General features: G+C 43.2%; 23 protein-coding genes, 1 tRNA gene and 1 pseudogene. 19 read left to right on the plus strand and 6 right to left on the minus strand.

Going from position 1 to position 22,252, the window contains the following annotated elements; all coding sequences use genetic code 11:
• Nucleotides 1-125: 125 nt before the first annotated feature.
• Complete coding sequence (gene lptF / locus AK965_RS13915) at nucleotides 126-1,226, plus strand: LPS export ABC transporter permease LptF (RefSeq protein WP_099080169.1); 1,101 nt, start codon at nucleotides 126-128, stop codon at nucleotides 1,224-1,226.
• 3 nt (nucleotides 1,227-1,229) lie between these two features.
• Nucleotides 1,230-2,300 carry an LPS export ABC transporter permease LptG gene (gene lptG / locus AK965_RS13920; RefSeq protein ID WP_099080170.1) on the plus strand — a complete coding sequence of 357 codons (1,071 nt, stop codon included), beginning with the start codon at nucleotides 1,230-1,232 and terminating at the stop codon, nucleotides 2,298-2,300.
• Nucleotides 2,301-2,373: 73 nt separating this feature from the next.
• On the opposite strand, the gene AK965_RS13925 is transcribed toward lptG, so the two are convergent.
• The gene (locus AK965_RS13925) at nucleotides 2,374-2,853 is read right to left on the minus strand and encodes an RDD family protein (RefSeq protein WP_099080171.1); all 480 of its coding nucleotides are present in this window, start codon (nucleotides 2,851-2,853) and stop codon (nucleotides 2,374-2,376) included.
• A 354-nt stretch (nucleotides 2,854-3,207) separates the two neighbouring features.
• Here AK965_RS13925 and AK965_RS13930 point away from each other — a divergent pair.
• The 5 genes from AK965_RS13930 to AK965_RS13945 all read left to right on the plus strand — a co-directional run bounded on the left by AK965_RS13930 (nucleotide 3,208) and on the right by AK965_RS13945 (nucleotide 6,067).
• A tRNA-Leu gene (locus tag AK965_RS13930) sits at nucleotides 3,208-3,292 on the plus strand.
• Nucleotides 3,293-3,807: 515 nt separating this feature from the next.
• A complete protein-coding gene (locus tag AK965_RS13935; RefSeq protein WP_099080172.1) occupies nucleotides 3,808-4,368 on the plus strand; it encodes a hypothetical protein in 561 nt (186 codons plus the stop codon).
• Nucleotides 4,369-4,927: 559 nt separating this feature from the next.
• On the plus strand, nucleotides 4,928-5,080 hold the full coding sequence (locus tag AK965_RS13940) for a hypothetical protein (protein ID WP_020329560.1): 153 nt from the start codon (nucleotides 4,928-4,930) through the stop codon (nucleotides 5,078-5,080).
• A 10-nt stretch (nucleotides 5,081-5,090) separates the two neighbouring features.
• Entirely contained in the window at nucleotides 5,091-5,228 is a 138-nt protein-coding gene (locus AK965_RS20455) for a hypothetical protein (RefSeq protein ID WP_172438150.1), read from the plus strand.
• Nucleotides 5,229-5,290: 62 nt separating this feature from the next.
• Nucleotides 5,291-6,067 (plus strand): hypothetical protein, encoded by a 777-nt coding sequence (locus AK965_RS13945; RefSeq protein WP_030001019.1) that lies wholly within the window; start codon nucleotides 5,291-5,293, stop codon nucleotides 6,065-6,067.
• Nucleotides 6,068-6,334: 267 nt separating this feature from the next.
• Here AK965_RS13945 and AK965_RS13950 read toward each other — a convergent pair whose 3' ends face one another.
• A complete protein-coding gene (locus AK965_RS13950) occupies nucleotides 6,335-7,420 on the minus strand; it encodes a phospholipase D family protein (protein ID WP_099080173.1) in 1,086 nt (361 codons plus the stop codon).
• Nucleotides 7,421-7,627: 207 nt separating this feature from the next.
• Between AK965_RS13950 and AK965_RS13955 the strand changes: the two genes are divergently transcribed.
• The 7 genes and pseudogenes from AK965_RS13955 to AK965_RS13980 all read left to right on the plus strand — a co-directional run bounded on the left by AK965_RS13955 (nucleotide 7,628) and on the right by AK965_RS13980 (nucleotide 12,291).
• Nucleotides 7,628-8,866, plus strand: a complete 1,239-nt coding sequence (locus AK965_RS13955; RefSeq protein ID WP_099080174.1) for an integrase family protein — start codon at nucleotides 7,628-7,630, stop codon at nucleotides 8,864-8,866.
• 102 nt (nucleotides 8,867-8,968) lie between these two features.
• Complete coding sequence (locus AK965_RS13960; RefSeq protein ID WP_099080175.1) at nucleotides 8,969-9,352, plus strand: hypothetical protein; 384 nt, start codon at nucleotides 8,969-8,971, stop codon at nucleotides 9,350-9,352.
• Nucleotides 9,353-9,396: 44 nt separating this feature from the next.
• Entirely contained in the window at nucleotides 9,397-9,897 is a 501-nt protein-coding gene (locus tag AK965_RS13965) for a hypothetical protein (protein WP_099080176.1), read from the plus strand.
• A 101-nt stretch (nucleotides 9,898-9,998) separates the two neighbouring features.
• Nucleotides 9,999-10,427, plus strand: a pseudogene (locus tag AK965_RS13970) (DUF2787 family protein).
• Nucleotides 10,428-11,394: 967 nt separating this feature from the next.
• Nucleotides 11,395-11,544: a hypothetical protein gene (locus AK965_RS20460; protein WP_172438151.1), complete on the plus strand. Its 150-nt coding sequence runs from the start codon at nucleotides 11,395-11,397 to the stop codon at nucleotides 11,542-11,544.
• A 93-nt stretch (nucleotides 11,545-11,637) separates the two neighbouring features.
• The gene (locus tag AK965_RS13975; RefSeq protein ID WP_099080177.1) at nucleotides 11,638-11,829 is read left to right on the plus strand and encodes a hypothetical protein; all 192 of its coding nucleotides are present in this window, start codon (nucleotides 11,638-11,640) and stop codon (nucleotides 11,827-11,829) included.
• Nucleotides 11,830-12,027: 198 nt separating this feature from the next.
• Nucleotides 12,028-12,291: a hypothetical protein gene (locus AK965_RS13980; RefSeq protein ID WP_099080178.1), complete on the plus strand. Its 264-nt coding sequence runs from the start codon at nucleotides 12,028-12,030 to the stop codon at nucleotides 12,289-12,291.
• A 99-nt stretch (nucleotides 12,292-12,390) separates the two neighbouring features.
• Here the strand turns inward: AK965_RS13980 and AK965_RS13985 are convergent, their stop codons facing one another.
• The 4 genes from AK965_RS13985 to AK965_RS14000 all read right to left on the minus strand — a co-directional run bounded on the left by AK965_RS13985 (nucleotide 12,391) and on the right by AK965_RS14000 (nucleotide 17,484).
• Nucleotides 12,391-14,358: a DNA polymerase gene (locus AK965_RS13985; protein WP_099080179.1), complete on the minus strand. Its 1,968-nt coding sequence runs from the start codon at nucleotides 14,356-14,358 to the stop codon at nucleotides 12,391-12,393.
• A 48-nt stretch (nucleotides 14,359-14,406) separates the two neighbouring features.
• Nucleotides 14,407-16,080 (minus strand): DNA-binding response regulator, encoded by a 1,674-nt coding sequence (locus tag AK965_RS13990; RefSeq protein ID WP_253252697.1) that lies wholly within the window; start codon nucleotides 16,078-16,080, stop codon nucleotides 14,407-14,409.
• Between the two features lie 146 nt (nucleotides 16,081-16,226).
• Nucleotides 16,227-16,850 (minus strand): hypothetical protein, encoded by a 624-nt coding sequence (locus AK965_RS13995; RefSeq protein WP_099080181.1) that lies wholly within the window; start codon nucleotides 16,848-16,850, stop codon nucleotides 16,227-16,229.
• A 25-nt stretch (nucleotides 16,851-16,875) separates the two neighbouring features.
• On the minus strand, nucleotides 16,876-17,484 hold the full coding sequence (locus AK965_RS14000; RefSeq protein ID WP_099080182.1) for a hypothetical protein: 609 nt from the start codon (nucleotides 17,482-17,484) through the stop codon (nucleotides 16,876-16,878).
• 136 nt (nucleotides 17,485-17,620) lie between these two features.
• Here AK965_RS14000 and AK965_RS14005 point away from each other — a divergent pair, with 136 nt between their 5' ends.
• The 5 genes from AK965_RS14005 to AK965_RS14020 all read left to right on the plus strand — a co-directional run bounded on the left by AK965_RS14005 (nucleotide 17,621) and on the right by AK965_RS14020 (nucleotide 21,332).
• Nucleotides 17,621-18,205, plus strand: coding sequence for a helix-turn-helix domain-containing protein (locus AK965_RS14005; protein WP_172438152.1), 585 nt, complete (start codon nucleotides 17,621-17,623; stop codon nucleotides 18,203-18,205).
• Nucleotides 18,206-18,440: 235 nt separating this feature from the next.
• Nucleotides 18,441-18,578 (plus strand): hypothetical protein, encoded by a 138-nt coding sequence (locus AK965_RS20700; RefSeq protein WP_253252698.1) that lies wholly within the window; start codon nucleotides 18,441-18,443, stop codon nucleotides 18,576-18,578.
• Between the two features lie 49 nt (nucleotides 18,579-18,627).
• Nucleotides 18,628-19,050 (plus strand): hypothetical protein, encoded by a 423-nt coding sequence (locus tag AK965_RS14010; protein WP_253252699.1) that lies wholly within the window; start codon nucleotides 18,628-18,630, stop codon nucleotides 19,048-19,050.
• A 154-nt stretch (nucleotides 19,051-19,204) separates the two neighbouring features.
• Nucleotides 19,205-20,332: a DNA cytosine methyltransferase gene (locus AK965_RS14015; RefSeq protein ID WP_099080184.1), complete on the plus strand. Its 1,128-nt coding sequence runs from the start codon at nucleotides 19,205-19,207 to the stop codon at nucleotides 20,330-20,332.
• Between the two features lie 130 nt (nucleotides 20,333-20,462).
• The gene (locus AK965_RS14020; protein ID WP_099080185.1) at nucleotides 20,463-21,332 is read left to right on the plus strand and encodes a Cfr10I/Bse634I family restriction endonuclease; all 870 of its coding nucleotides are present in this window, start codon (nucleotides 20,463-20,465) and stop codon (nucleotides 21,330-21,332) included.
• The last annotated feature ends 920 nt before the right edge of the window (nucleotides 21,333-22,252 follow it).

Here is a 22,252-nt window from a genome sequence, read left to right on the forward strand (position 1 = left end):
GGTCTTACCCTCAGAGCTGATTTAAGCGCTAACATCTAGTTTATAATTTTTAAAAAAATAAATGGTTCAACGGGAAACTATAGTGATTCGACCAAAAAAACAAGTTTTGTATAGGTAATTTCAGCGTGATTATTGTTAGATATTTGATCCGCGAAACACTCAAGAGCCAATTTGCGATTTTCTTTGTGCTTTTTTTGGTGTTTGTGAGCCAGAAGTTTATCAGTGTCCTCGCAGATGCTTCTGACGGAGATATCCCTGCTGGATTGATTTTCTCTATTGTTGGCTTGAATATGCCTGCAATGGGGCTATTGATGCTGCCATTGAGTTTGTATATCGGCATATTGATCACGTTTGGGCGTTTGTATGCCGAAAGTGAGATCGTGGTGATGAATGCCACTGGTATCGGGAATAAGTTCTTGGTTCAGGCGGCGTTGTACTTGGCGCTCATCACTTCTGGCGTGGCGGCATTCAACGCACTGTGGTTATCGCCTTGGTCTCAGGACCGAGTGGAGCAGCTTTATGAGCAAGTCGCCGTAGAAAACAGCGTTGACTTGCTTAAAAAAGGCCAATTCCAAGGTACGCCAGATGGCTCTTCCGTGGTGTTCATTGATGACATCAAAGACAACACTTTGCGTCATGTGTTTGTCGCACAGATGCGTCCGCGAGATTCTATTTTACCAAGCGTGATGTTCTCTTCTTCTGGTGAAGTAAAAGAGCTTTCTGACGGCCGCCAAATCATCACCATGCAAGAAGGTACGCGATATGAAGGTGTACCAACGCGTGTGGAATATATGGTCACTAAGTTTGAACAGTATGAAGGTTTGATTGGTCAGCGTGAAGTGAAGCCAAAAGGTCGTGATTGGGAAGCGTACCCTACGGCTGAGCTGATTGGCCATCCTGCCCCTGAAGCACAAGCGGAGTTACAATGGCGAGTCTCATTATTTGTGTGTATTCCGTTGTTGACCATGCTGGTTATTCCACTTTCTGCGGTTAACCCGCGTCAGGGAAGATTTGCCAAGATGGGGCCTGCCATTTTGATTTACTTGGCGTATTTCCTGGCAATCAGTGCGACTAAGTCAGCACTTGAAGATGGTGCAATCCCTGCAGCCGTTGGTATGTGGCCGATTAACGTCACGTTGTTGCTGGTCGCCATAATGGCAAATATGATGGACAGTGTCCCTATCCGACGTATGAAAGAAAAACTCCGCAAGAAGAGGCGTGCGTAAGCAGTGTTTAAAATATTAGACCTTTACATTGGTAGAACCATCATCTCGACCACGGCTTTGGTGCTGGCAACTTTTGTCGGTTTGTCTGGCATCATTAAATACGTAGAACAGTTACGTAAAGTGGGGCGAGGTGCTTACGATTTGATGCATGCGCTTTACTTTGTGTTGCTGAGTATTCCTCGTGATGTGGAAATGTTTTTCCCAATGGCGGCACTGCTGGGTGCCTTGATCGGCTTGGGCATGTTGGCATCCAGTTCAGAACTCGTTGTGATGCAAGCCGCGGGCTTCTCTAAGCTGGACATAGGCCTTTCGGTATTGAAAACTGCGGTTCCTCTCATGTTAATCGTGATGGCGTTAGGCCAGTGGGGCGCACCAGAAGCTCAAAAAATGGCGCGAGACTTACGGGCATTTGCATTATCTGGTGGTAGCATCGCTTCAGTCAGAGCCGGGGTGTGGGCGCGTGATGCTAATGACTTCATCTTCATTGGAAAAGTGGAAGATGACAAACTCTACGGTTTGAACATGTGGCGCTTCGATGAAGATAAGAACCTAGATAAGGTGATCTTCGCAGAAGAAGTGGACTACCAACAAGACAACAACTGGTTGATGCGTTATGTGCAAGTTACCGATATGGAAAATGAGAGCATCATTACCAAACAAGACCTAGAGCAGATGGAATGGCATACATCGCTGGCTCCAGATAAGCTGGCCGTCGTGACAGTGAAGCCAGAAGAGCTTTCTTTAAGTGGTTTGTATGATTACGTGACCTATTTAAAAGCGTCAGAACAAGATGCTTCTCGCTACGAATTGGCGTTTTGGCGTAAGTTAACTCAGCCACTGTCCATTGCCGTCATGATGCTGATGGCGCTGTCGTTCGTGTTTGGCCCACTGCGGAGTGTGACCATGGGAGCAAGAGTATTATCGGGCGTAGTTGCTGGTTTTACCTTCTATATCTCCAGTGAGTTCTTCGGCCCTCTCACCTTAGTATATGGAATACCGCCAGTTTTCGGTGCGTTGGCTCCGAGTTTAGTATTCTTAGCCATTGCGGTATCACTGCTAAGAAGAAAACTATAGGTTTTCAAAACACGATAAACATAAAAAAGGAAGGCACTGAGCCTTCCTTTTTTTATTCTGTTTTACTGCGTCGCTATTTTGCCTTTGGCAATACCACCACTTCAGTTTTTGCCCAAATATCGTGGAAACCCCGTTTTTGAGGATCAATTGGTACTGTTAAGTTAGCCAAACCGAAGCCTGATGTTGCTAGGCGAATCAACGCTTGAGTCACGGTAATTGGTACGCCATCTTTGCTGTTACGGATTTGCATTTTCCAAGCACGCATGCCTAGTGTTTGACCTGCACGCGTCCAGAAGAAAACAAAGAAGTAAATCCATACCGCCGCCAAGTAGAGCGTAAATAGAGGGCTTAATATTGGATGTTTGCCTAGCATATCTGCAGCATCGACATATTCCCCATAGTTGAGTAGCCCGGCCGCATTGAGGGCAAAAACAATCGCCATTACAACACCAGCCGCCATCATTTCAATCGCTAAGATAATCAGCGTGTCGTAAACCAAAGCGCCGCAACGACGAAAAAATCCCGCAGGTGGAAGAGTTGTAGAAGTAGTCATAGTTCCATCACTTACCTTGAAAATTGTGCGTCAGAATATAGATTCCATTAGCATGTGAAAAGAGAGCTGACGCACAGAGTTTCTCATTTTGGTTAAATCATCCATTCATCTTCTGACTTGTATTCATCGAAGAGGGGGAGGGAAATCACCAGTTTATAAGCGCATTTTTTAATTTGGTGAAACTTAAGCCTCTGCTACCCGTTGACCCAAAGGGAAAATTTTACTGATGAGCGCTGCTTGGTCACACTTTGTGGCGAAATTATCAGCAAACGATAGTTATTTCAGATTTTTCTGCTTGCGTGGGTCAAAAGCTTCCGTATAATGCCAACCATCAAAGGGCAATAGCCTCAAGATGCCGGTATGGTGAAATTGGTATACACGACGGATTCAAAATCCGTTGCCTTCGGGCGTGGCGGTTCAAGTCCGCCTACCGGTACCATATTTAAACAACAAAGCCTCGACTTCGGTCGAGGCTTTGTTGTTTCTAGCACAATCAATAGCTTTCCTCAGTTTTCCTTGCCTGTTATCAACGAAAATCTCTCCCGATAGACTCCCTTTATCAACCCTGAAATTTTGCCCATGGTGCATCTATGGTTCATCGCATGTCGATTCTGTGCGCAAGGGAATTCCCGTAAATCCAACAAACTCCGGTTACTGCAAACTCGCAAGCCAGTATTGCCAAGAGCGCTGAGCTACCAGAACCATGGTGCGACCATGGTGAATTTACGGTGGTATGCGCTTCTGGTTTGGTTGCTATGTGGTTTCTGATCGTTTTGATGGATTGTCGAAAACCGTTTTGTTATGGGTAGTTTTGCGGTGTGTGTGGTAAGTGCGTTGGGGTATATGGTCATCGTTAAGCACATGCTAATGCACATGTTTCGCCCCTAAAGTTGATATCAATATGCAACTGTGCAATCTTGTTTATAGAGGTAAACAATTGGAGCTTGCCTAACTATGAAGATGATTTTCGTTGATGCTGAAAATGTAGGGTTGAAAGAAGTAGAGAAAATTGGTGCTTCAATCATCGACAAAGTGTTTGTTTTCTCTAAATCGGAAGCCGTTAAACTTGTTTGTGATAAATCATTGTATTTATTCCTTTCCGATTATCCTACCGGACAGAATCAAGCTGATTTCTATATTGTTGCCTACTTATCCAGAGTGCTACTCGCCTTAGATAAAAAGCAGCTAGGCTCGGTTAATTTTGAGCTCTACAGTAACGACGAAAGTTTGATTTCAGCATTCGAATTTCAATGCGGTCAGTTAGGTGCAGCTTATCGCAGTGTCAGAACTAGAGATAACACCGTTGTCCCAATCGTTGAAGCATCACCCGCTAAACACAAATCCCCCGAAGAGAAGCTTCTTCATGCTTTAAATACTCCTCGTGCTTTAGATCCTAGCTTTCAAAAACAACTAGGGTTATCAAAGTCAGACTTTTCCAGAGCCATTCAGGGACTCTCACAGAGCAATCAAATTAAGCGTAGTCGTCAGTCTAAGAAAAAATGGGTTAGGTGTTAAGGGGCTGGTTTAGCTGTACAACTAGGGGGTGATTAGCGGTTGCTTTCCCCATCGTTACTACTAACCATCAGTACGTGAATATCGCTGCTCTAAGCTCGCTGAGTGATGATCTCGGTACTTTCTGGTGATCCGTGTGTGAGATTAGCGTGGCGAGTTGCGTACCGTGGAAAATATGTGGTTTGAACGAGTGTCTATGTGGGTTATGGGCTCTAAACGTGTAGGTGGTGTCGGTAGTTGTAGGATTACGTGGATGTGGCTTGATAGATGAGGGCTAGGTCTTGGTTGAGATTTTTATATTAAATATATAATAACCAGTACAACAGGTTGCCGTAGGCCGCTGTTGTACTGGTTATTATTAATACTATGTTAGTGGCTCTGGTGGCGAAATTTGTAGGTAATACAGTGGTAGTTTCCCTTTTAAGCTATGACATTTTCCACTCATTCGTCCAAAATCACTGAATATCACTAAGAATCACTGAACAATCACCGTCCCATCATCGTCGCTACGAAACCGACTCTCATACAATGTCATCGTTCATTCAACAAAGGAGATAGAACGATGAGCAACGGTAATAAACAGAACGATCATAAAGCAAACCAAGCCAACGGTAACAAAGGAACTTCAGGTCACAATACTGCGTACCAGAAAGTTCTTGATAACAGAGCTAATCAATTGAACCCAAATAACTCACGTTACCAAGGCAAGAAGTAGGAGATTCAATATGGTTGATACTTCGGATATGTCACAAGACGAACTAGACCTATGGTCAGATATCAATAACCCGAATAATGATGCAGATATGGATGATTGGGCGGATGCTCACAACCCTAATAACGATGATTATTTAGGTGATGACTAAGATGAAAGCCGATGATTAAATATCATCGGCTTTCTTTTAAATAACAGTTGGTTGGCATAACGATGAGTGGAACAGACAACAAGTACAAATTAACACGGCAACTACTTAAGTTGGCAATAGAGACTTCTGGCTATAGAAATGAGGATATAGCAGTAAAGGCTGGATTAAGTGGGAAGTCAGTCGCCCTTGTTTCTGCATGGAGGAATGGACGGAAAAACGCAACAGAAAGACAGATGGCATATTTTATTAAAGAATATGGTCATTTGCTCAAAAAGGCGAGAGAACATCTATTTTATGCAGTTCTTCTAGAAAATGGTGAAAACAAGCCTGTATTTCTAAAACTAATTGGCGATCCGATCTTCAGATACCAAATCAAGACTGTTAAAAGTAGTGCTTATCATCGCACCGAGCAGCCATACAATAAAAATCATCAGAGTTTTAGTTGTTTAAGACTTATTATTCTACAGGACAATAATAAGTTTAATATCGTGTGCCAATACAGGGCTGGGTTAGTTGGTTTAATAGAATCCGAAGTTGAAGGTGAAAAGCGTACGCATTTTAACGATGTTAAATTAGCTAATGTCGTTCACTCAGATAATGAAGAAGGTAACTGGTATTGCTACGACATCAAGCGAGATCGAGAGTTAGATGAAGTTGTGCTGTTCATCCAGGACTACTGCCGAAATCTTGTTACAGGTGAAAATATAATTGATGCTGCTTATGGTCGTCGTAGGGAAGAAAGCTCATTCTTTAATTCAGGTACAGCGTACCCACTTGAGTTAGCGTTTTATCAGAAGATGATGACTTTAGGTTTGCATTCTGAGCATTTCCCATTCTAAGATATTTCTGAAAACCCAATAGCCTATGAGGGGCTCAATCCTCAAAGCAGAACTGGATGCCAGTTCAACAACAAATACCTTTCATCATGAACACCACCTTAGCTTTAAAGTTGAGGTCGTGTATAGGTATTCGGATAACCTTGTAATCGGTCACTGACTAGGTGAAAACGCTGAGGCAAGTAGCTGAAACGGTTCAAGGTTTATTAGGGATAGGGGTGGGTAAAGCCGAACCATATAACTTCGTGTTGTATCGTTCGGCTTTTATTTTTACTTCATGCAATTCTTTATTTTGCCTATTAAAAACTCGCCAAATTCTTTAGTTATCTGTACTTTATCGTTACCGAAGTTAAGCGTACCTAGAGTGAAATTTCCTGACTTCGTCACTGGAATAGTGGGATAAAGTTGTCGGAATTCTTCTAATGCTGCGTTACGTTTAATGTCATATTCCCACCATGAGCCACCGAAGTCACAGCTATGGTTTTGTCCTTCCATATACCAAGGCCAGCGTTCTTTCCAAGCCTCCTGTTTTATCTCTTGATCTGTTACATGGAAAAGACTACCCGTGACTTTGAAGTAACTAAGCAAGGAGCCACACCCTACGCCAGTTGTAATGACGATATCGCCTTTGGTTACACCTTTAGGCTTTTTCTTGGAAAAGTGTAAGTTCTGGTGGAGATCTGAGTAATCTCGTCGTTCTTCGAGAAGTACAGGATCATCCTGAGTCCCAATTGGTTTTAGGAAGTAGAGTGGCTCTTTATCTGAGTCGCTCTCAGAGGAATAGACTCGTGGTAGGATATCGATGTCAGCACTTGGCTGCTTTGTTTCCCATGCTTTTTGTGAGCTATACTGCTCAGCGAACATCACGGCTTTTCTGAGTTGAGTTAACGTAAGCTCTCTAAATTCAATGGCTTCGTAAATTTCATCAATAAGATTGTCCAGATGGTCACTGTGTGGGGTTAGTACCCCCCATTCGTGATTGTGGTGTAATCCGTTTTTAGTGAAGTTTGCCGATGTGATGATAGCTTGATGCTCATGGTTTTTGGTTAGGGCATAGATTTTTCCATGAAGGCTATTATCGATGTGAACTTTTGCCTTTACCTTTGGGTATTTGGCATTGAAGTATTCGAGGAAGTCTAATAGTTGTTTTGGCTTTGTTAACTGCTCTGGATCATTGGCTTTGAATGTCGTTACCAGTTCAATGTTCTTGACCGCATTGAAATGAAAGCCATCTAAAAAACTTGTCATATCAGAAGCTAAGAACGGTGATGTAATGAGAAGTCTATCGCCACCTTGATCAACTAACCTTTGCAGATCTTGGTGATGGGAGCCAGTGATATTCGATAATATATACATGTTTTTCTAGCCTTGAATGACGTGTCGATATCTCATCATATTTGGCTGTGCTTGGCAGTGCATCAATATCGTCCTATGACTGTTCAGTTTTGTTAACTAGAGTGGTTTTGTGCCTAAAGTCACTATTAATCAAGGGTGTACCCGTAACTAAAGACCTCTGAAATTTATATTACTGAAGTGTGGGTATATAAATTAACGGAGGTCTAAATGAGCAAATCACAACGACTCACCACCACTTTCCTCAACAACCTTAAACCCAACCCTAGAACTGCAAAGTCCGCTGATTACGAAGTCAATTTATCCGCTATGAAAGACAGTGGTTTACCTACTGGAGTGCGTTGCTTAGTGGGTAAATCTGGAGGGAAACGCTTTTTGCTGAGGTATATTAGTCCTCAGGTTCCGGGTAAAAAATCTGCGATTGGTCTTGGCCGTCACCCTGAGACAGATCTTGTAACCTTGAGAAAGATCGCTAAGGAGTACCGCCAGAAGATCCTTGAAGGCATTGATCCCAAGCTCGAGCGTGACAATCAGGCTACCGAGAAGACGATGACTCTAGAGCGGTTCTTTGATGAAGTGTACCTGCCACTGGCTAAACAGAAACGCAGTTGGAAGGATGATGTAGCGCGATTTCGTTTAGCTAAGTCGATACATCATATCTCGATTCATGACCTAACCGCCGCCGATATCATCAAAGTCCAAATGGAGATGCAAAACGCCGTTACGATTAAGGGTAAACCGTATGCTCCTGCCTCGATAAACCGTGTTCTGGCTCTATTGAAAACGATCAATCGTCAGGCATACAAGTTGATGGACGCGCCGCTTATCGCGGACAAGGTGAGCTTGTTAAAAGAAGATAACGTTCGCACTGGCTACTTATCGGAAGCGCAGCTAAAGGAGTTCATCGGTCACGCTCTGAACCATGAAGATAAGAGCATTGGCGCGTACCTAGTTCTGTTGTTTTTGACTGGCGCGAGGGATAAGGAACTGCGTTTACGCTTGAAATCCGATGTGAATTGGGAGGAGAAAACACTCACTATTCCACATACGAAAAACGGTACTAGTCACGTTTTATTCCTAAGTGATTACATGCTTGATATTTTGAGGTCGGTGCCTCATGTGGCGAATAATCCGTATCTCTTTCCTGGACGCAAAAAGGGTAAACCAGTAGGGCAACCTAGGCATGCTTTCAAGGCTATCAAAGCCAAGATGGGACTGCCCGACATACCCGGAGATAAAGCGAACCTAACCCTGCATTCAGCTCGTCATACGGTTGGAAGTTTGTTAGCTAGCCAAGGAGTCTCGTTACACGACATAGCCAAGCAGCTGAATCACGCTGACCTGTCATCAACAAGGCGCTATTCGAAGCTGACTGTAGGGCGTCGGAGGGAGATTGGCTCTCGTTTATCGGATATGGTGACTGCGAAGCCAGAGATACGTTGGGAATGAAGAAGTTAGGTTTAACCAGTTAATTTAGAAATGACATTAGAAAAGCCCCTGTTTAGCGATGAGCTAAACAGGGGCTTTTTCATTATTAAACGGAGATTAGAAATGAAAACAGTAAACAAGTTTGAAGACATTCAATCACTGCCAATGCCGGATGGTGTGAAAGCAAAACTACTCGAACACCTGATAGAACCATTCGGTGATGAAGAAAGTACCAAAGCGTTCTGGGATGAGGTCGGTACTACCTTGTACTTGATTGAGGAGTCCGATACCGACGAAACCTTGAGTGAAGAATCTGAGAAAAATCAGCATTTTTTAAGGTTCCTTAGTAACTACCCTGAATGGGTGCTTTTGCTAAATGATGATGACTGTCCTTGGCTACTTGCTGTTGCCATAGTGACCATGGAAGGTGGTGGTGTTTACTGCTGCGCTCCAATGAACAGTCCAACGTTCCCTGTCGCCAAACTCGCTGACCAAGCTGAATCTTAAAACCAAGTTAAATCTGAACTATTCCAACTTTAAGGAGGTGTCGTATGGCACGTAAATCAAACCAACAACAAGAAGCGGTTCAACCTGAAATCGGCGAGGTTAATGAACAAGTCACGGTTACTGACGATAAGCCAGTCGATCATTTCACTAATATCGTACTCGATGGTAAAGCTAAAAAGTTATCACCGAAAACAACAAACCATGTGTTCTATGAAATCGTATTACATGACGAGGAAAATGAGCTTTATATCCGTATGACTGGAAATCAGGGCGGTGGTCTGCACAGCAAAGAAAAAATCTTACTAAAGGATATCACCGCAGTTCTAGATGTGCAGGGTGATAAACCGTTCAAGAGCTCTGTGATGAAGTGTGTCTTTTCCGGACAGTCTGCGAACAACGCGGGTTTTATGGCTGCTTGTTGCAGGGGGCTTGGTCTTATCATCCAGTCAGAGAAATCAGTCTTCCTCCACGTACTCTCAGAGGACTACAAGCAGCGTCGAGACGAACTCCTGTCGTTCGTAGAGGGTGAAATCGAAGCTAAATAATCCTAAAAGCACATCAATCCTTACCGACTAAACCTCTTCCCAAATTTCATACCTCGCACTACCCAAGAGTGCATCCCGAACAAACTAAATGAGAATTTATTATGAAACTATGCTTTTCAAAGAATAAGCTGACTTTACCTGTCAGTGTCGATCTTCAAGATACTTTAAGCCGAGTGAACAGCGAATAAGGCAAATGGACACCTATGCTCCAATCGGTCGTGATTAGCTTCCGAGATTCGAGCTATAGCCCTGAGAACGGTGGATATCACCCTATTGAGATTTCTATTGGTAGGGTTGGTGGCCAATGGGTTTTCGACTACATCACTGACTTTAGTTACTGTGGATTAATGCCTGAACTTGAGAAAGAAATCGACTTTGATTTTGGTCATGGTGTGGCTTACATCCGTTACATGGGTGAAGTTCCCATTGCTGAATCCAGTGTCGCTGAGTTCTATTCGATGTGGGAAACCAACTTTCTAAGCTACATCGGAATCGACTGTTTCGATGAGATAAAAGTTACGGTGGATTAGTTCATCGGAAACAAACCAAGTAGAAAGCACCATGTATGTACCATAAAATAGTCGACTCACTTCCTAGTGAAACTAAGGCTTCCCATTGTCCCATGTAACCCATGGTGTGATGGGAAGCCTTTTTCATTTGGGTAACGTTCTGCAACGTTTTACTTAAACGTTGCAGTCGCGATTCAGAGGGGAACAGTTCAATGGAGCTTGAGAAATGGATTTTTAAACCAAGGAGTGGATTTTAATTCTAACCAGTCTGGTTGGTTTGTACCGAGCTTTTGACATTAGTGACGCCCATTGCTTCAACGAGCAATGGGAGTGAGTGCGGTGTTTCCTTTAGGGTGAGTATGGATAGTGGGTCATAAATGCGATTTACTCTGAGTTTACCCATAGTCATCTGTTTTAATATCAGCACCAAGAGTGCACCTTTAAAAATCTGTTTACGATTTGGTGTCGAAAACTGAGCATGATGAAACTTATCTTATTCGGTAAACCCCTTACTATTCTCGTTAGCCATAACTCCAAGCGCCACGAGAGCATTTTTAATCACTATTACTACAGGTGAATAATCTAGTCGGTTTCAGACGAACAGTAAAAATCTGGAACACTAGATTGTGTCGTGGACCCCTCGTCGCTAAAACGCCTCATTTCGAGCGTATCTCACAGCGCTTGTATTTATCCTCATGTCAGCAATATCGCTGAATAATCACTTAACAACGTCAATCTGGGATGCTTGAGCATAGCTGTGGCTCGGCGTTCTATTGTCATTCGCAGCTAAAACAGAGCTACTTGTTAGCTAAGGAAATGTAATGAGTATTTTTAAAAAGTCATCAGGTTCAATGAAGCTTTGGACTTGCCATAAGTGTCGTAAGAAGACAGATGTAATGGGCGGAACCTCTTGCAGTAGATGTGGGCAATGGGTTTGTAACTCGTGTAAACAAGTGACCCAGAACTACTGCAAGAAGTGTTCGTAATAATGGCTAAGTTAAACGCTGACGTAGAGCTGTGCATGAATGAAAACGGTTATACCGAAGAAGAAGCGCTCAATGAGCTAGGTATGAATTGGCATGAGCTGTGGGAAGACGATGATGAAGATAGTGATGATGACGATGCGTACGACGACTAGCTAGATAGTATAGAGGTCACCCGCAACAAAATACATGGGTGATATCAGTGATGGTATCGCCCTTTTTAATAATTCAAATATAGGCACTGAAAAATGAATAAACGAGGAAGCACTTTCTACCCTAAGCCTGCACAATTACCGAAATCTAAAAGGGATCTTGGGCTAAAAGCGGCGCAGCTGGGCGGCACTCTCGGAGCACGCCTTGGCGGGCCGTACGGTTTGATAGCCGGCGCTGTGGCTGGTTTTGCACTCGGCTTGCTCATTGATGAAGTTCTGGATGACTAACATCGATGTGTAAAAAGTAGGGATGGAGCGTCTCTACTTTTTTCGCAAGTAATAAGCTTCAATAGATCCGCATGTTGTCTAGTAGGCAACAAATAGCCCTTTAAGTACATCTGAGTTTTCCATTCTTTTTCTAACAAATTAATAACCCTGCATGGTTTGCAGGGGAACTTACTTGTAGAAATAGATGGAGCAATAAAAATGAAAAACTTCGAGAAAATCATCGAGAAAAATACCGCTAAACTGAAAACTGGTAACATGCAGTCATACCTAGAAGTACTAGATGATAGTATCTGCCAATATGAAAAATCATACGGCCCAATGGCTGAATCGACATACTTGCGGAACTATGTTCGATCCTGCTTTAGGAATGATCTAGCCCAGAAGAATGGTCACAACTCATTTGGACGCAAACAGTTCTCGAAATACATAGCTCGTTGGTTCCGTAAAGTCGGTGCTAACTAAGAAAGTACGATACACGTCATGTGTATCGTACCCTCAAATGTCAGCTAGGTGGACATGGAGCCTTAATAGAAATTCTATATAGGTTTGGCGTCCAGTTTGTCACCTGCTCAGCCACTCAAAGATGCTGGCAGCGCTACCGTCTTTGTTCCAACTGTGGGGCGATGTGATGTTAATATCCGTGCGAATGTTGAGCTGCGGATATTTTTCTTGGATCACCTGAATCATGACTTGAGAGGTTAGTGCAGCCACTTCCTCTAGTTTGTCTAGTGGTGCCTCAAATACAAAGGCGTCATGCAGAGCAACAATCAACTTTGCATCATAGCGTTTGTATAGCTGATGTAGACGGTTGCCTGCCATTTTAAACAGCGCAGCAGCGGTTCCTTGAACTGGCATATTAATCATCCAGTTTTTCTCGCTGCGATTCCGTTCCGCATTTTCGGCGCGCTGTCGTTGCAGTCCGGTAGCGGTGCTTACATAGCCCCGAATTGCTCCGTATTGCGGCGTTGTATGCATGGCTTTTTCCAAAGTAGGGAACATGGCTAGAAACCCGTCCATGAGTTGCCTTGCTTTGAACTCTGATACTTTCAGCTTTTTAGCCAGCCCAAATGCGGTGATGCCATAAATAAGTCCAAGGGTGCATTGCTTCATGACATTGCGCTTATCTGCGTGATGTTCTTTGAACATAACTAGCGAGCAATGCTTATGTTCTTCTGGTAGTTCATCTTGGTAAAACTCTTGGGCTAATGCCGAGTACAAGTCGCCAGCGTTGTACTTCTCAATCAAATTGGCATCGTTGTAGATAACCGCCGTGATAGCTACTTCAATCTGAGCCAAATCCACTTCACCAATGCCATAGCATTCCGGCGCTATGACGATAGGACGCAAATCCGCTGGCAAACCCAAAATGTTGGGTGCCATTGTTGCTTGACGCCCCGTTACGGTGTCTAGATGCTTGTGTACTGGATGGATGCGACCATCAGCACCGACAAGCCCCGGCTGAAAAATGACGTCTTTAGATATTGATGCCACATTTGAGTACTTAGATAACAATCGCACTGCTGGGTGCAAGTCGTAGTTAGCACTTAACATCTCGCGTTCAAAGCTATAACCGTCACCATCCTTAAAGTGGCGCAGTAAACCAAGCGAGTTGAAGAAAGTGATTTTTTCATCAAGGCTGTTTGGGTTGATTAGGCCATAGGCTTTAAGTTCTGCTTGCCATTGAGCGAGCTTTTCTTTCGTTCCAATGAGAACTTTTGCACATTGCTTACGGCAAATAAGAACGCCATTTTTTTCCATTGCGGCATTGGTAACAATCCAAGGCATTTCCACTTCAGTTAAATGGGAGTGAATACCTTGCATAACGGTCGCTTGAAGTTGCAGCATGTATAATTTGGCTACTTCCACGCATAATGCTTCGGTTTGATCTGTCAGTGGGGACTCTAGGCCATAACGGGCAGCAGTCGCTCTTAATCTATAGAAATTATTGCGCTCTGAAGCAAAGCTATCTTTAGCCTCGATTTTGGCAACTAGGCCATTAAACTCTTGGCGTTTATCGAACTGGTGCAGCCCAAGGTACCGAGCCTTTTCTGCAATCAGTATGTCCCAGATTCGGCGTGGTTCAATAAGCTCTATAGCCCAGAGGCAATGCAGCAGCTTGTTAGCATCGTAAGCGACAAAGGCTACTGGTAAATCAAACAACACTTGTAGTTGGCTAGTTTCAATATCTGATGCTAAATCAATGATAAAGGCGTGCAGCTCTATTGAAGTCACATCGCCAGTGCAGAGAGTTAGACACAGTTCAGTTGGCTGAATCGCAGAGATGTCATATTTGTCGTAACCGTTGGGTAAGGTTACGTGTGATGTGCCGTAGATATGTTTGCACTCCATACCAACATGGCAGATAGGCAGTTGTAATGCTAAGTCGATAAAGTCATATAGCCCCTGCTGCGTATTGATCAGCGTAGTTTCTCCACTGGTAAAGCTAGGGTTTTTAGGTAGAACTAGGGCGGATACCTTTTTGTTTTTAGTTGGAGCAAAGTACTGTTCAGTTCCCGGAAGTAAATTCATTGTTCTAATCCTCGGAAAGGGCGAATAATCTCGCCCAAATTAATGGAGTTAAGCGGCGGATTGTTGTAAATAGCGGCGTACTTGTCGGGTGCTGATACCCAACTGCTTCGCTATCTCGGCTTGTTTGAGTTTTTTAGCGCTGAGAGCCCTAACATTATCCGCTTTAGAATTGCTGCTACGTGTGCGTTTGGGTGCTAATCCGAAGTGATTGCGCAATTCCGCCAAGTTAGAGAACTCGTGATCATAGGTCGTCGCTAAAGCATCATTGTTCTGGAACGTAATGATTTCGCGAGTCTTGGTAAATGGACGCACGCGACCAACGGCTTGGACCACTGTGCCCATCTCTAAAGTTTGCAGCATTGGATCTGCGACTTCGGCTACATCAGTGAATCGATGTTGTTCTGATACGACGCCATGGCGACGACGCGGCTTGTTCGAGTGGACAATCGTAACTTCAATACGCTCACTGTCAGCACGTAACCCCTGAATAGAGTCGCTTAGGATTTTCTCGGTGACGTAATAGCTATTGAGGCAGTAACAGCAGTCGAACTCTTCATACTGATTAATGCCGATAACGCCATAGTGAATGACAGGAACTAAAGTTAAATCCGAGCTTTCCGCATAATGCTCCCCATGTACTACACGGATATCATTAACGTTTTGCTCTACCAGCATTTGGTTGAGAGTCTCAATGCAGAAATCAGCGTGATCTTTTTTTGATACCAGTAGAACACGCTTGCCTGACTTGATTCGCTGTACAGTTAGCTGCAAGAACACATCCAGTATTTGTGGGGCATTCTTTTTAAAATGAGTGCTAGCTCCAATCGATGAAGCAAGGTTCAACCATGTTGTTCCCTCACCTTTAAATTCGTAGTTGTCGTATGGCGAATAGAAATCGATACCTAGCCGCATCTTTAAAATGGATAGGTGAGTGGTGCCACTGTAGAGCAACACATTACTCCCAGAAGTAAAGGGAGATGCGGGAAAGCGGATATCGCCATTCGGTAATTTTTCACGAGACTCAGCACTGGAATAACCAAAGGCTTGCAAGTCGTAAATGATGTTGTGGAATGAATCACCAAATAGCTCATCGCCACAGGTCAAGATCTGAGTCATTTCGTTAACACCAAGGCGAGGGAAAGCCCAAGCATGGGCATCTTGTAAGTCCTCGTTTGGCGCACAGATCAAACAGCCTAAGTAATGGGCAATCTCGGCTTTGCGTTTTTTAGATACATCGGAACGTTCCGTTGCATCAATTAACTGATGGATAGAATCCAACGTTATGATGCGACTGTAATCGGCTAGGCTGACATTCGCCTCATCAAAGATAACCAGCACTTTCTCCGCAGAAGTCATCTGCTTTATATGAGCAATAAAGTGTGGGTTATGCTCAAGATGCGCTTGAGCTGCGAACACTACCTGTTTGCCTTGCAGATCTTTACCGTATTGGCTAGGCCAGAAACATTCAGAGCGCTTGGGGCACAACTCACAGCAGTGTCGTTTGCCTAATTGAGCAAGGTTCCGGGCTTCATATTTTTCCCATACTTGATTGCGCTCTTTACCGCATAGTTCGGCCGGGCGAGGGCGGATATTGATGACTTCAATATCTGCTGGTGGGGTTGTTATCAATTTGCGCTCATCGATAATGCTGCGGGTAGGGGGCATGACTATCACAAGATCGTAATAACCCGAACGAATAGCCGTTTCAGTCACTTGATCCATGTTATGGGACTTACCTACGCCAACTTGCAAGTTAACGACGACGTTTTGGTGTTTTAGACAATGCTGAAGATTAACTTCAGCATTATTCTTTGTTCTGAAATTAGCGAGGCAATCAGCCCCGCTAATCCGTTGCTTATCGGCAGTCATTAGGCTGCACGGCCACGTTTTAGAAGGAGGCGCGCCTTGATCTGCGGAATCTCTTCCAGCTCTTCATTGGCCTTGATTTGGTAGATGTCCGCTAGCGAAAACTCGTTGTGATCGTAGGCATTTTTAAACGCCAGTACTTTATCGCCGTCGATACCCATACCATCCATGATCTCGCCAGAATTCACTTCATATTGGTATCCATTTTTAGTGATGCTAATCATCAGACCACCCTTGCCAAATAAAGTCTGTAGCTGTGGAGCTAATGCGGTTGGCTTCATTGATGGTGGAATAGCAAGAACTTCCATGCGTCCTTCTAAGAAGTTATATGCTGGTGTCAAAATGCGATGATCTAGCTTAATACCTGCTTCGCATAGTGAGCAATTGTCGCTGCCGTTGCATTGCACAAACCCTTTCAGTTCCGGTGTATCTAGGTAATGAAAGAACACCTTCTCAAAAGTGTCCATCACGAAAGCGATCGTACAGCCATCCTCATTCAAACGAGTGCTGTGAAGAAAGTCAGGTTGCTTGTAAGAAGGGTGATTAGCTGCAGCGCCAAACATATCTTCATGTGTGCCTTTCTGGTTACGACCGTGTGTGTTTGTAGTGTTTAGTTCGTTTGTCATGTTCATATGTCCTATAAAAATTGTGTTATTTTGCGAATGCCGCTTTTAATTCTTCTTCTAACTGCGCCCACTGTTCTTTGGTCGTGAATTCGTTGCTTACCGATAGTTCAGCATCAAAATAGAATGGTTCCCCATCAGGAAAATCGACATAGTCGAAGCACTCACTGGCTAGAGAAAACGTTGCAGCACAGAAGCTTGTCACTGCTTCTGGGTGATAAAAAGGCAGATCTTTACAGATATGGCCAACAGCCTCATAAACGGAGGCGGGTATGAGGGGTGACTCATTTAAGTGGTATTCACAGCTAAATGTTTCCGTACCGCTACCAGTTGAAACCCTTGTGGTTATGATGAATACGCCTCCACCCATTTCTTCTGAATTAGAAGTAATAGACAGTTTTTTTGTGAAAAAATAATCTAGAGCTTGTTGCTCAGCATCTTGAACGTCGCGAACCTTTTCAACAGGTAGTATGGCGATAGGAGTCCCGCCGCCGTCCCCATAGCTGACAGGAACACTGTCCATGAATTGCTCTTCGTAGTCTTTAGGCAAAATGTCTCGTTTAATAAATAAGGCTAACGTAGTGAGTCCGATTTTCTTGCCGTGTTGTATTGCCTTTTCGCTTTGGTTGTACTGCATAATTTTTCCTAAAAATATAACTGTGAGGTAAACTTTTCATGGTTAAGTTACTTCTTATTGTGCATTTAAGTCAATAAATAATTGAAAAATTTTCCTGTAGCGTTAAAATTTTAGAAAGGTAGAGAGGGAGATGAGAGTGAAAAGTAAAGGTAAAGTTAGTATCTTCACGTTGATAGCAGAGGCAGTGAAAGATCTAAGATTGTATGGAGCTGACTTTGTATTGGCGTTGGGCCAAACAAAGAAGATAAAAACCAGTACCAAACAAGCGGAATATGCAGAGATACTCGGCGTGAAAAATGCCTTTTACTCGCGTCTTGAAAGTGGCAGTTCGGTATTCAACATTGCTCAGCTGCACACGTTATGCGAGGCAACAGGGCTGTCATTTGGGGCGTTGTTTGCCTATGTCGAGAGTATGAAACAAGAGCGCATCAGCAAAGGATATCAAATTGTGACAGACGTTCTGCCTATAGAGCAAGATGCAGTACGCAAAGATAACTGGATTGAAGAAAAGGCTACGGCTTTAAATAACAAATGGACTCGCGAGCAGAAGAGTCTCAAGCAATATAAACATTTAACCACCGAACAGATTGCAGCGAAGAGCCAAGAGTATGTACTTCACGCCGCACTTCTATTTGCAGATAAGTTTGGTCATGTGGAAGATGCAGAACTAGTCGACGGGCAATGGGACGAGGCATTTGCCGAGGATAGGCTTGAAGATTGATCGGCAACAGTATGAAGTGGACGACAACCCTAATTTAAATTCTTTTATAGGGAAAACGTCCACTTTGGGCAGTAAATCACATGTCATGCATGTCATGCATGTCATGCGATTCAACGGCAGATATGGGCCCGAGACTAACCGTGCCAAATTGTTTGTTGCGCTGATCTGTCTGTAACTTTGTCTCGCCTCAGAACAACAATTTAATAACTATTAATCTGATTGTTTTGAGGCCTATATGTTTGAATTAAAAAATGGTGATTTGACGTTCGCCTCACGTGCTGAAGCAGCGCGTCATTTTGGTATCAACCCTAAATTGGTCACGGAACGTATGACCAAGCGTGGCTGGACACTAGAAGTTAGAACCGAGTCCTAGTCGTGTTTACGCGAGAAAAGTCGTTATTAACGGTGTTGAATACTCAAGTATGCGTCAGGCTGCGAAAGATCTTGGCGTGGCGCAAAGTACACTGATGAATCGCATAAACGCAGGCATTAGTGTTGAAGATGCTTTGTCTGGCGCACATTCTGAGCGTGAGAAGTTAAAAGGGCAATCCAAGCCGATGTTCTACCAAGGTAAGCTCTACCCATCGGCTCGTCATTTGTTGCTTGTTAATCCCGAGCTGGTTGCTGGTGGTGATTTAGATTTGGTCGTTGCCAAGCTGAACGATAGGGCTCGTAGGGCTAAGAATCGTGGTGAGATTGAGAACCTGTCGATTGATGAGATTTCGGTTAAGTATGGTTTGCCTAAGGTGAGGTTTGTTGATGAGTTTGATGAGTGGATTGCTATTGATGTTGGCGGTGTGTTATCAAAGCGTTTCCTCAAAGTGGCGTTGAGTTCAATCTCTTAAGCAACTTGTTTAATTATGAGAGTATGTTTGATTGTTCTTCATTGATAAGGCTTATGACAGATAGTTTTGTTTTCTTTTTTTAAGCTAGGTAGAATTCCGTTTTCTCGCTTTTCTAGTGGCTTTAGCCGTTCAGACTTACCAAGGTGTTGCTTCGATGAGTACCATATTTTCTTTTTTTTCAGGGGCTGGTTTTTTAGACTTAGGTTTTGAAAATGCAGGTTTTAACGTTGCTTTTGTTAATGAGTATCATGCTCCTTTCTTAGAGGCATATAAGCACTCTAGAAATGTCATGGGTCATGCAGAACCTCGTTATGGCTACTTTCTAAATAGCATTGAGGATTTTGTAAACGGTGGTGATAAGTCTCAATCATTAACAAATTGTATTGATGATGCTCGTGCTCAGGGAGAACTTGTCGGTTTTATTGGTGGTCCACCGTGCCCTGACTTTTCAGTAGCAGGTAAAAACCGAGGTCATGAGGGCGAAAATGGTAAGTTGACCCGAACCTATATCGACGGAATTATTGAACATCAACCTGACTATTTCTTATTTGAGAACGTAAAAGGGCTTTGGAGAACTGCAAGGCATCGTGCATTTTACGAAGAAATGAAAGAGCGTCTGAGAGGTTCAGGTTATGTTTTGTCTGATAATTTACTGAATAGTATTAGGTATGGTGCAGCTCAAGACCGTGACAGAATCTTACTATTTGGTATTAAAAAGCATTTAGTTAGTTCAATATTGTCATCTGATGAAATGCAATCGGGAGGCATTTCTGCTGCGAATTTTGACTGGGAAGCTCGAACTTCTTTTACACTCGAACAATCGCTGAAACTGAAATCGTGGCCTGAGAGTCATCCTTTCATCGAAAATGGTAATCAAAACCTGCCAGATGGAGTTGTTGAAGAACTAACTGTTGAATATTGGTTTCAGAAAAACAACGTGCTTAATCATCCCAATGCAAAGCACCACTTTGCCCCTAGATCAGCAAAGTTTGGTGAAATAGAAGAGGGTGATGTTAGTAAAAAGTCATTTAAGCGTCTTCATCGCTGGAGATATTCTCCTACGGCAGCGTACGGTAACAATGAGGTTCACTTGCACCCTTACTTTGCGAGACGAATCAGTGCCGCTGAAGCTTTGGCAATCCAATCGCTACCAATTGAGTTTCAGCTTCCTCCATCAATGACTTTAAGTAACATGTTTAAAACGATTGGAAATGGGGTTCCGTACCTAGCAGCATTAGGTGTTGCTAAAACAATAGATGATTTTCTAAAAAAACTAGGTTAAAAGGTTAACGTTAAATAGCGCCTAGACAAAACATCTCCTTAGTTATATAGTTGCATATGCAGCAAGGTTGCATGCCGATTTGCGGCGTTAACCAGTCTTGCTTGTTTGACTTATTCTAAGGAGATGCATAATGCCTCAAAACCTCATCAAAACTGATGTCAATGGTAAACCAACTGTTGATACTAAAAACGCTTTTATTCAGTCTGTTAGCGGTACTTTACCTACAGGTGATTGGAACTATAGAGCGCATCTAGATCAAATTCAAAAGTCAGTTCTTGACGCTAATCACCGTGTTACATCAGGCGCTATATCTAATTGTCGCGGAACATGGTATGAGTGGATGCTTGCCATTGATCTATATAATGAATGGTGTAATTCGGAACATGACTACCTTATGGTGCCACTCCCAAACATCAGTCGATTCGATTGTGCAACTTTGTATGTTCCTGAAGTGAGTAAGTTCATTTTTGATTTAAGAAGAAAGCTTCATGGCTCTCTTGATATCGAACTAATTACGTCAAACCCTGACTTTGTAATGTTCGACACATCCGAGTTAGTTTGTAAGTCTGATTTTGAGCCAATATCGCGTGTTACCCCCTCGACGATAGAGTTTATTGATAACTTTTTTAGACAGTTAGTCGGGAAATGTAAGTTGGATGACATTGTTGCATATATGGCAACGAAAACGTCTTTAAGGCCTGACCGACGTTTGCAAATCGTTCATGAGGGAAGTTTGACTAAAGCGATGTATGTTCATCTTCAAACGCGACTTTGGATAGATAAACCTAGGAAAATAAAGTACTTTGGGGCATCTCTTTCTTTAAATGCGAAAGATAGAATTGCTTTAAAAACGGTGGCAACTCATTCTATAACAACTATTCTTTCTGAGCCTGAAAAAGCTGTGGATGAGTGTTTTGAGTTGTCTTCAAGAGAGCAGCTTTACACTGCTTTGTCAGTAATGCACGAGTCGATTCTACCTCGAACATCACTTGAACTCTAAGTATGCAAGTTGTCTATGCTGTTGGGCTATGTATCGACTTAAGTATTGCGGAAGAAGAAGTAGTAGCTTATACGAGAGCTATTTCTTGTTAAATCTGAGTGCTTTGTTTGAATAACAGATCTACCTTGATCCTAATTTATGGTCCTTAACATGCAACAAGATCCTAGTAAGTCCAACTAGGTAAGAGACCATGTGAGGTATTCAAAATCCGTTGCCTTCGGGCGTGGCGGTTCAAGTCCGCCTACCGGTACCATATTTAAACAACAAAGCCTCGACGAAAGTCGGGGCTTTGTTGTATCTAGCACAATCAATAGCTTTCCTCAGTTTTCCTTGCCTGTTATCAACGAAAATCTCTCCCGATAGACTCCCTTTATCAACCCTGAAATTTTGCCCATGGTGCATCTATGGTTCATCGCATGTCGATTCTGTGCGCAAGGGAATTCCCGTAAATCCAACAAACTCCGGTTACTACAAAGTCTTAAGCCAGTATTGCCAAGAGCGCTGAGCTACCAGAACCATGGTCCTACCATGGTGAATTTACGGTGGTATGGGTTTTCTTATGTGTTAGCTTGGAGGGTAACTTGAAGAGTACCATAACATTCCAAGTTCACTGGTTGGTGAAAGAGTCGGCAAAAAACAATTTATCAATGGTCTTATGACAGCCTCGCGTTTTTTTGGCGTTGAATATGAGGAGCTAGAGTCGGTGATTCCAAAGTCATTGGCTGACGATGAAGAATTGCTCGATATGCCTAAGTTTATCCGTGATGGAAAATTGTTGAGTAAGCTAGGTACTGTTTAGATTTGCTGAGGCTGTCAACGCCAGTTTAAATTTGATCCACTTATCGACGTTATCGCCGAAGTAAAACTGACCCACCCACGTTATTAACTCTTGTTTCCAGATAGACTTTCTAGAACCGCTG

Origin of the sequence: Vibrio sp. PID17_43, assembly GCF_002608565.1 — a bacterium.
GTDB lineage: Bacteria > Pseudomonadota > Gammaproteobacteria > Enterobacterales > Vibrionaceae > Vibrio.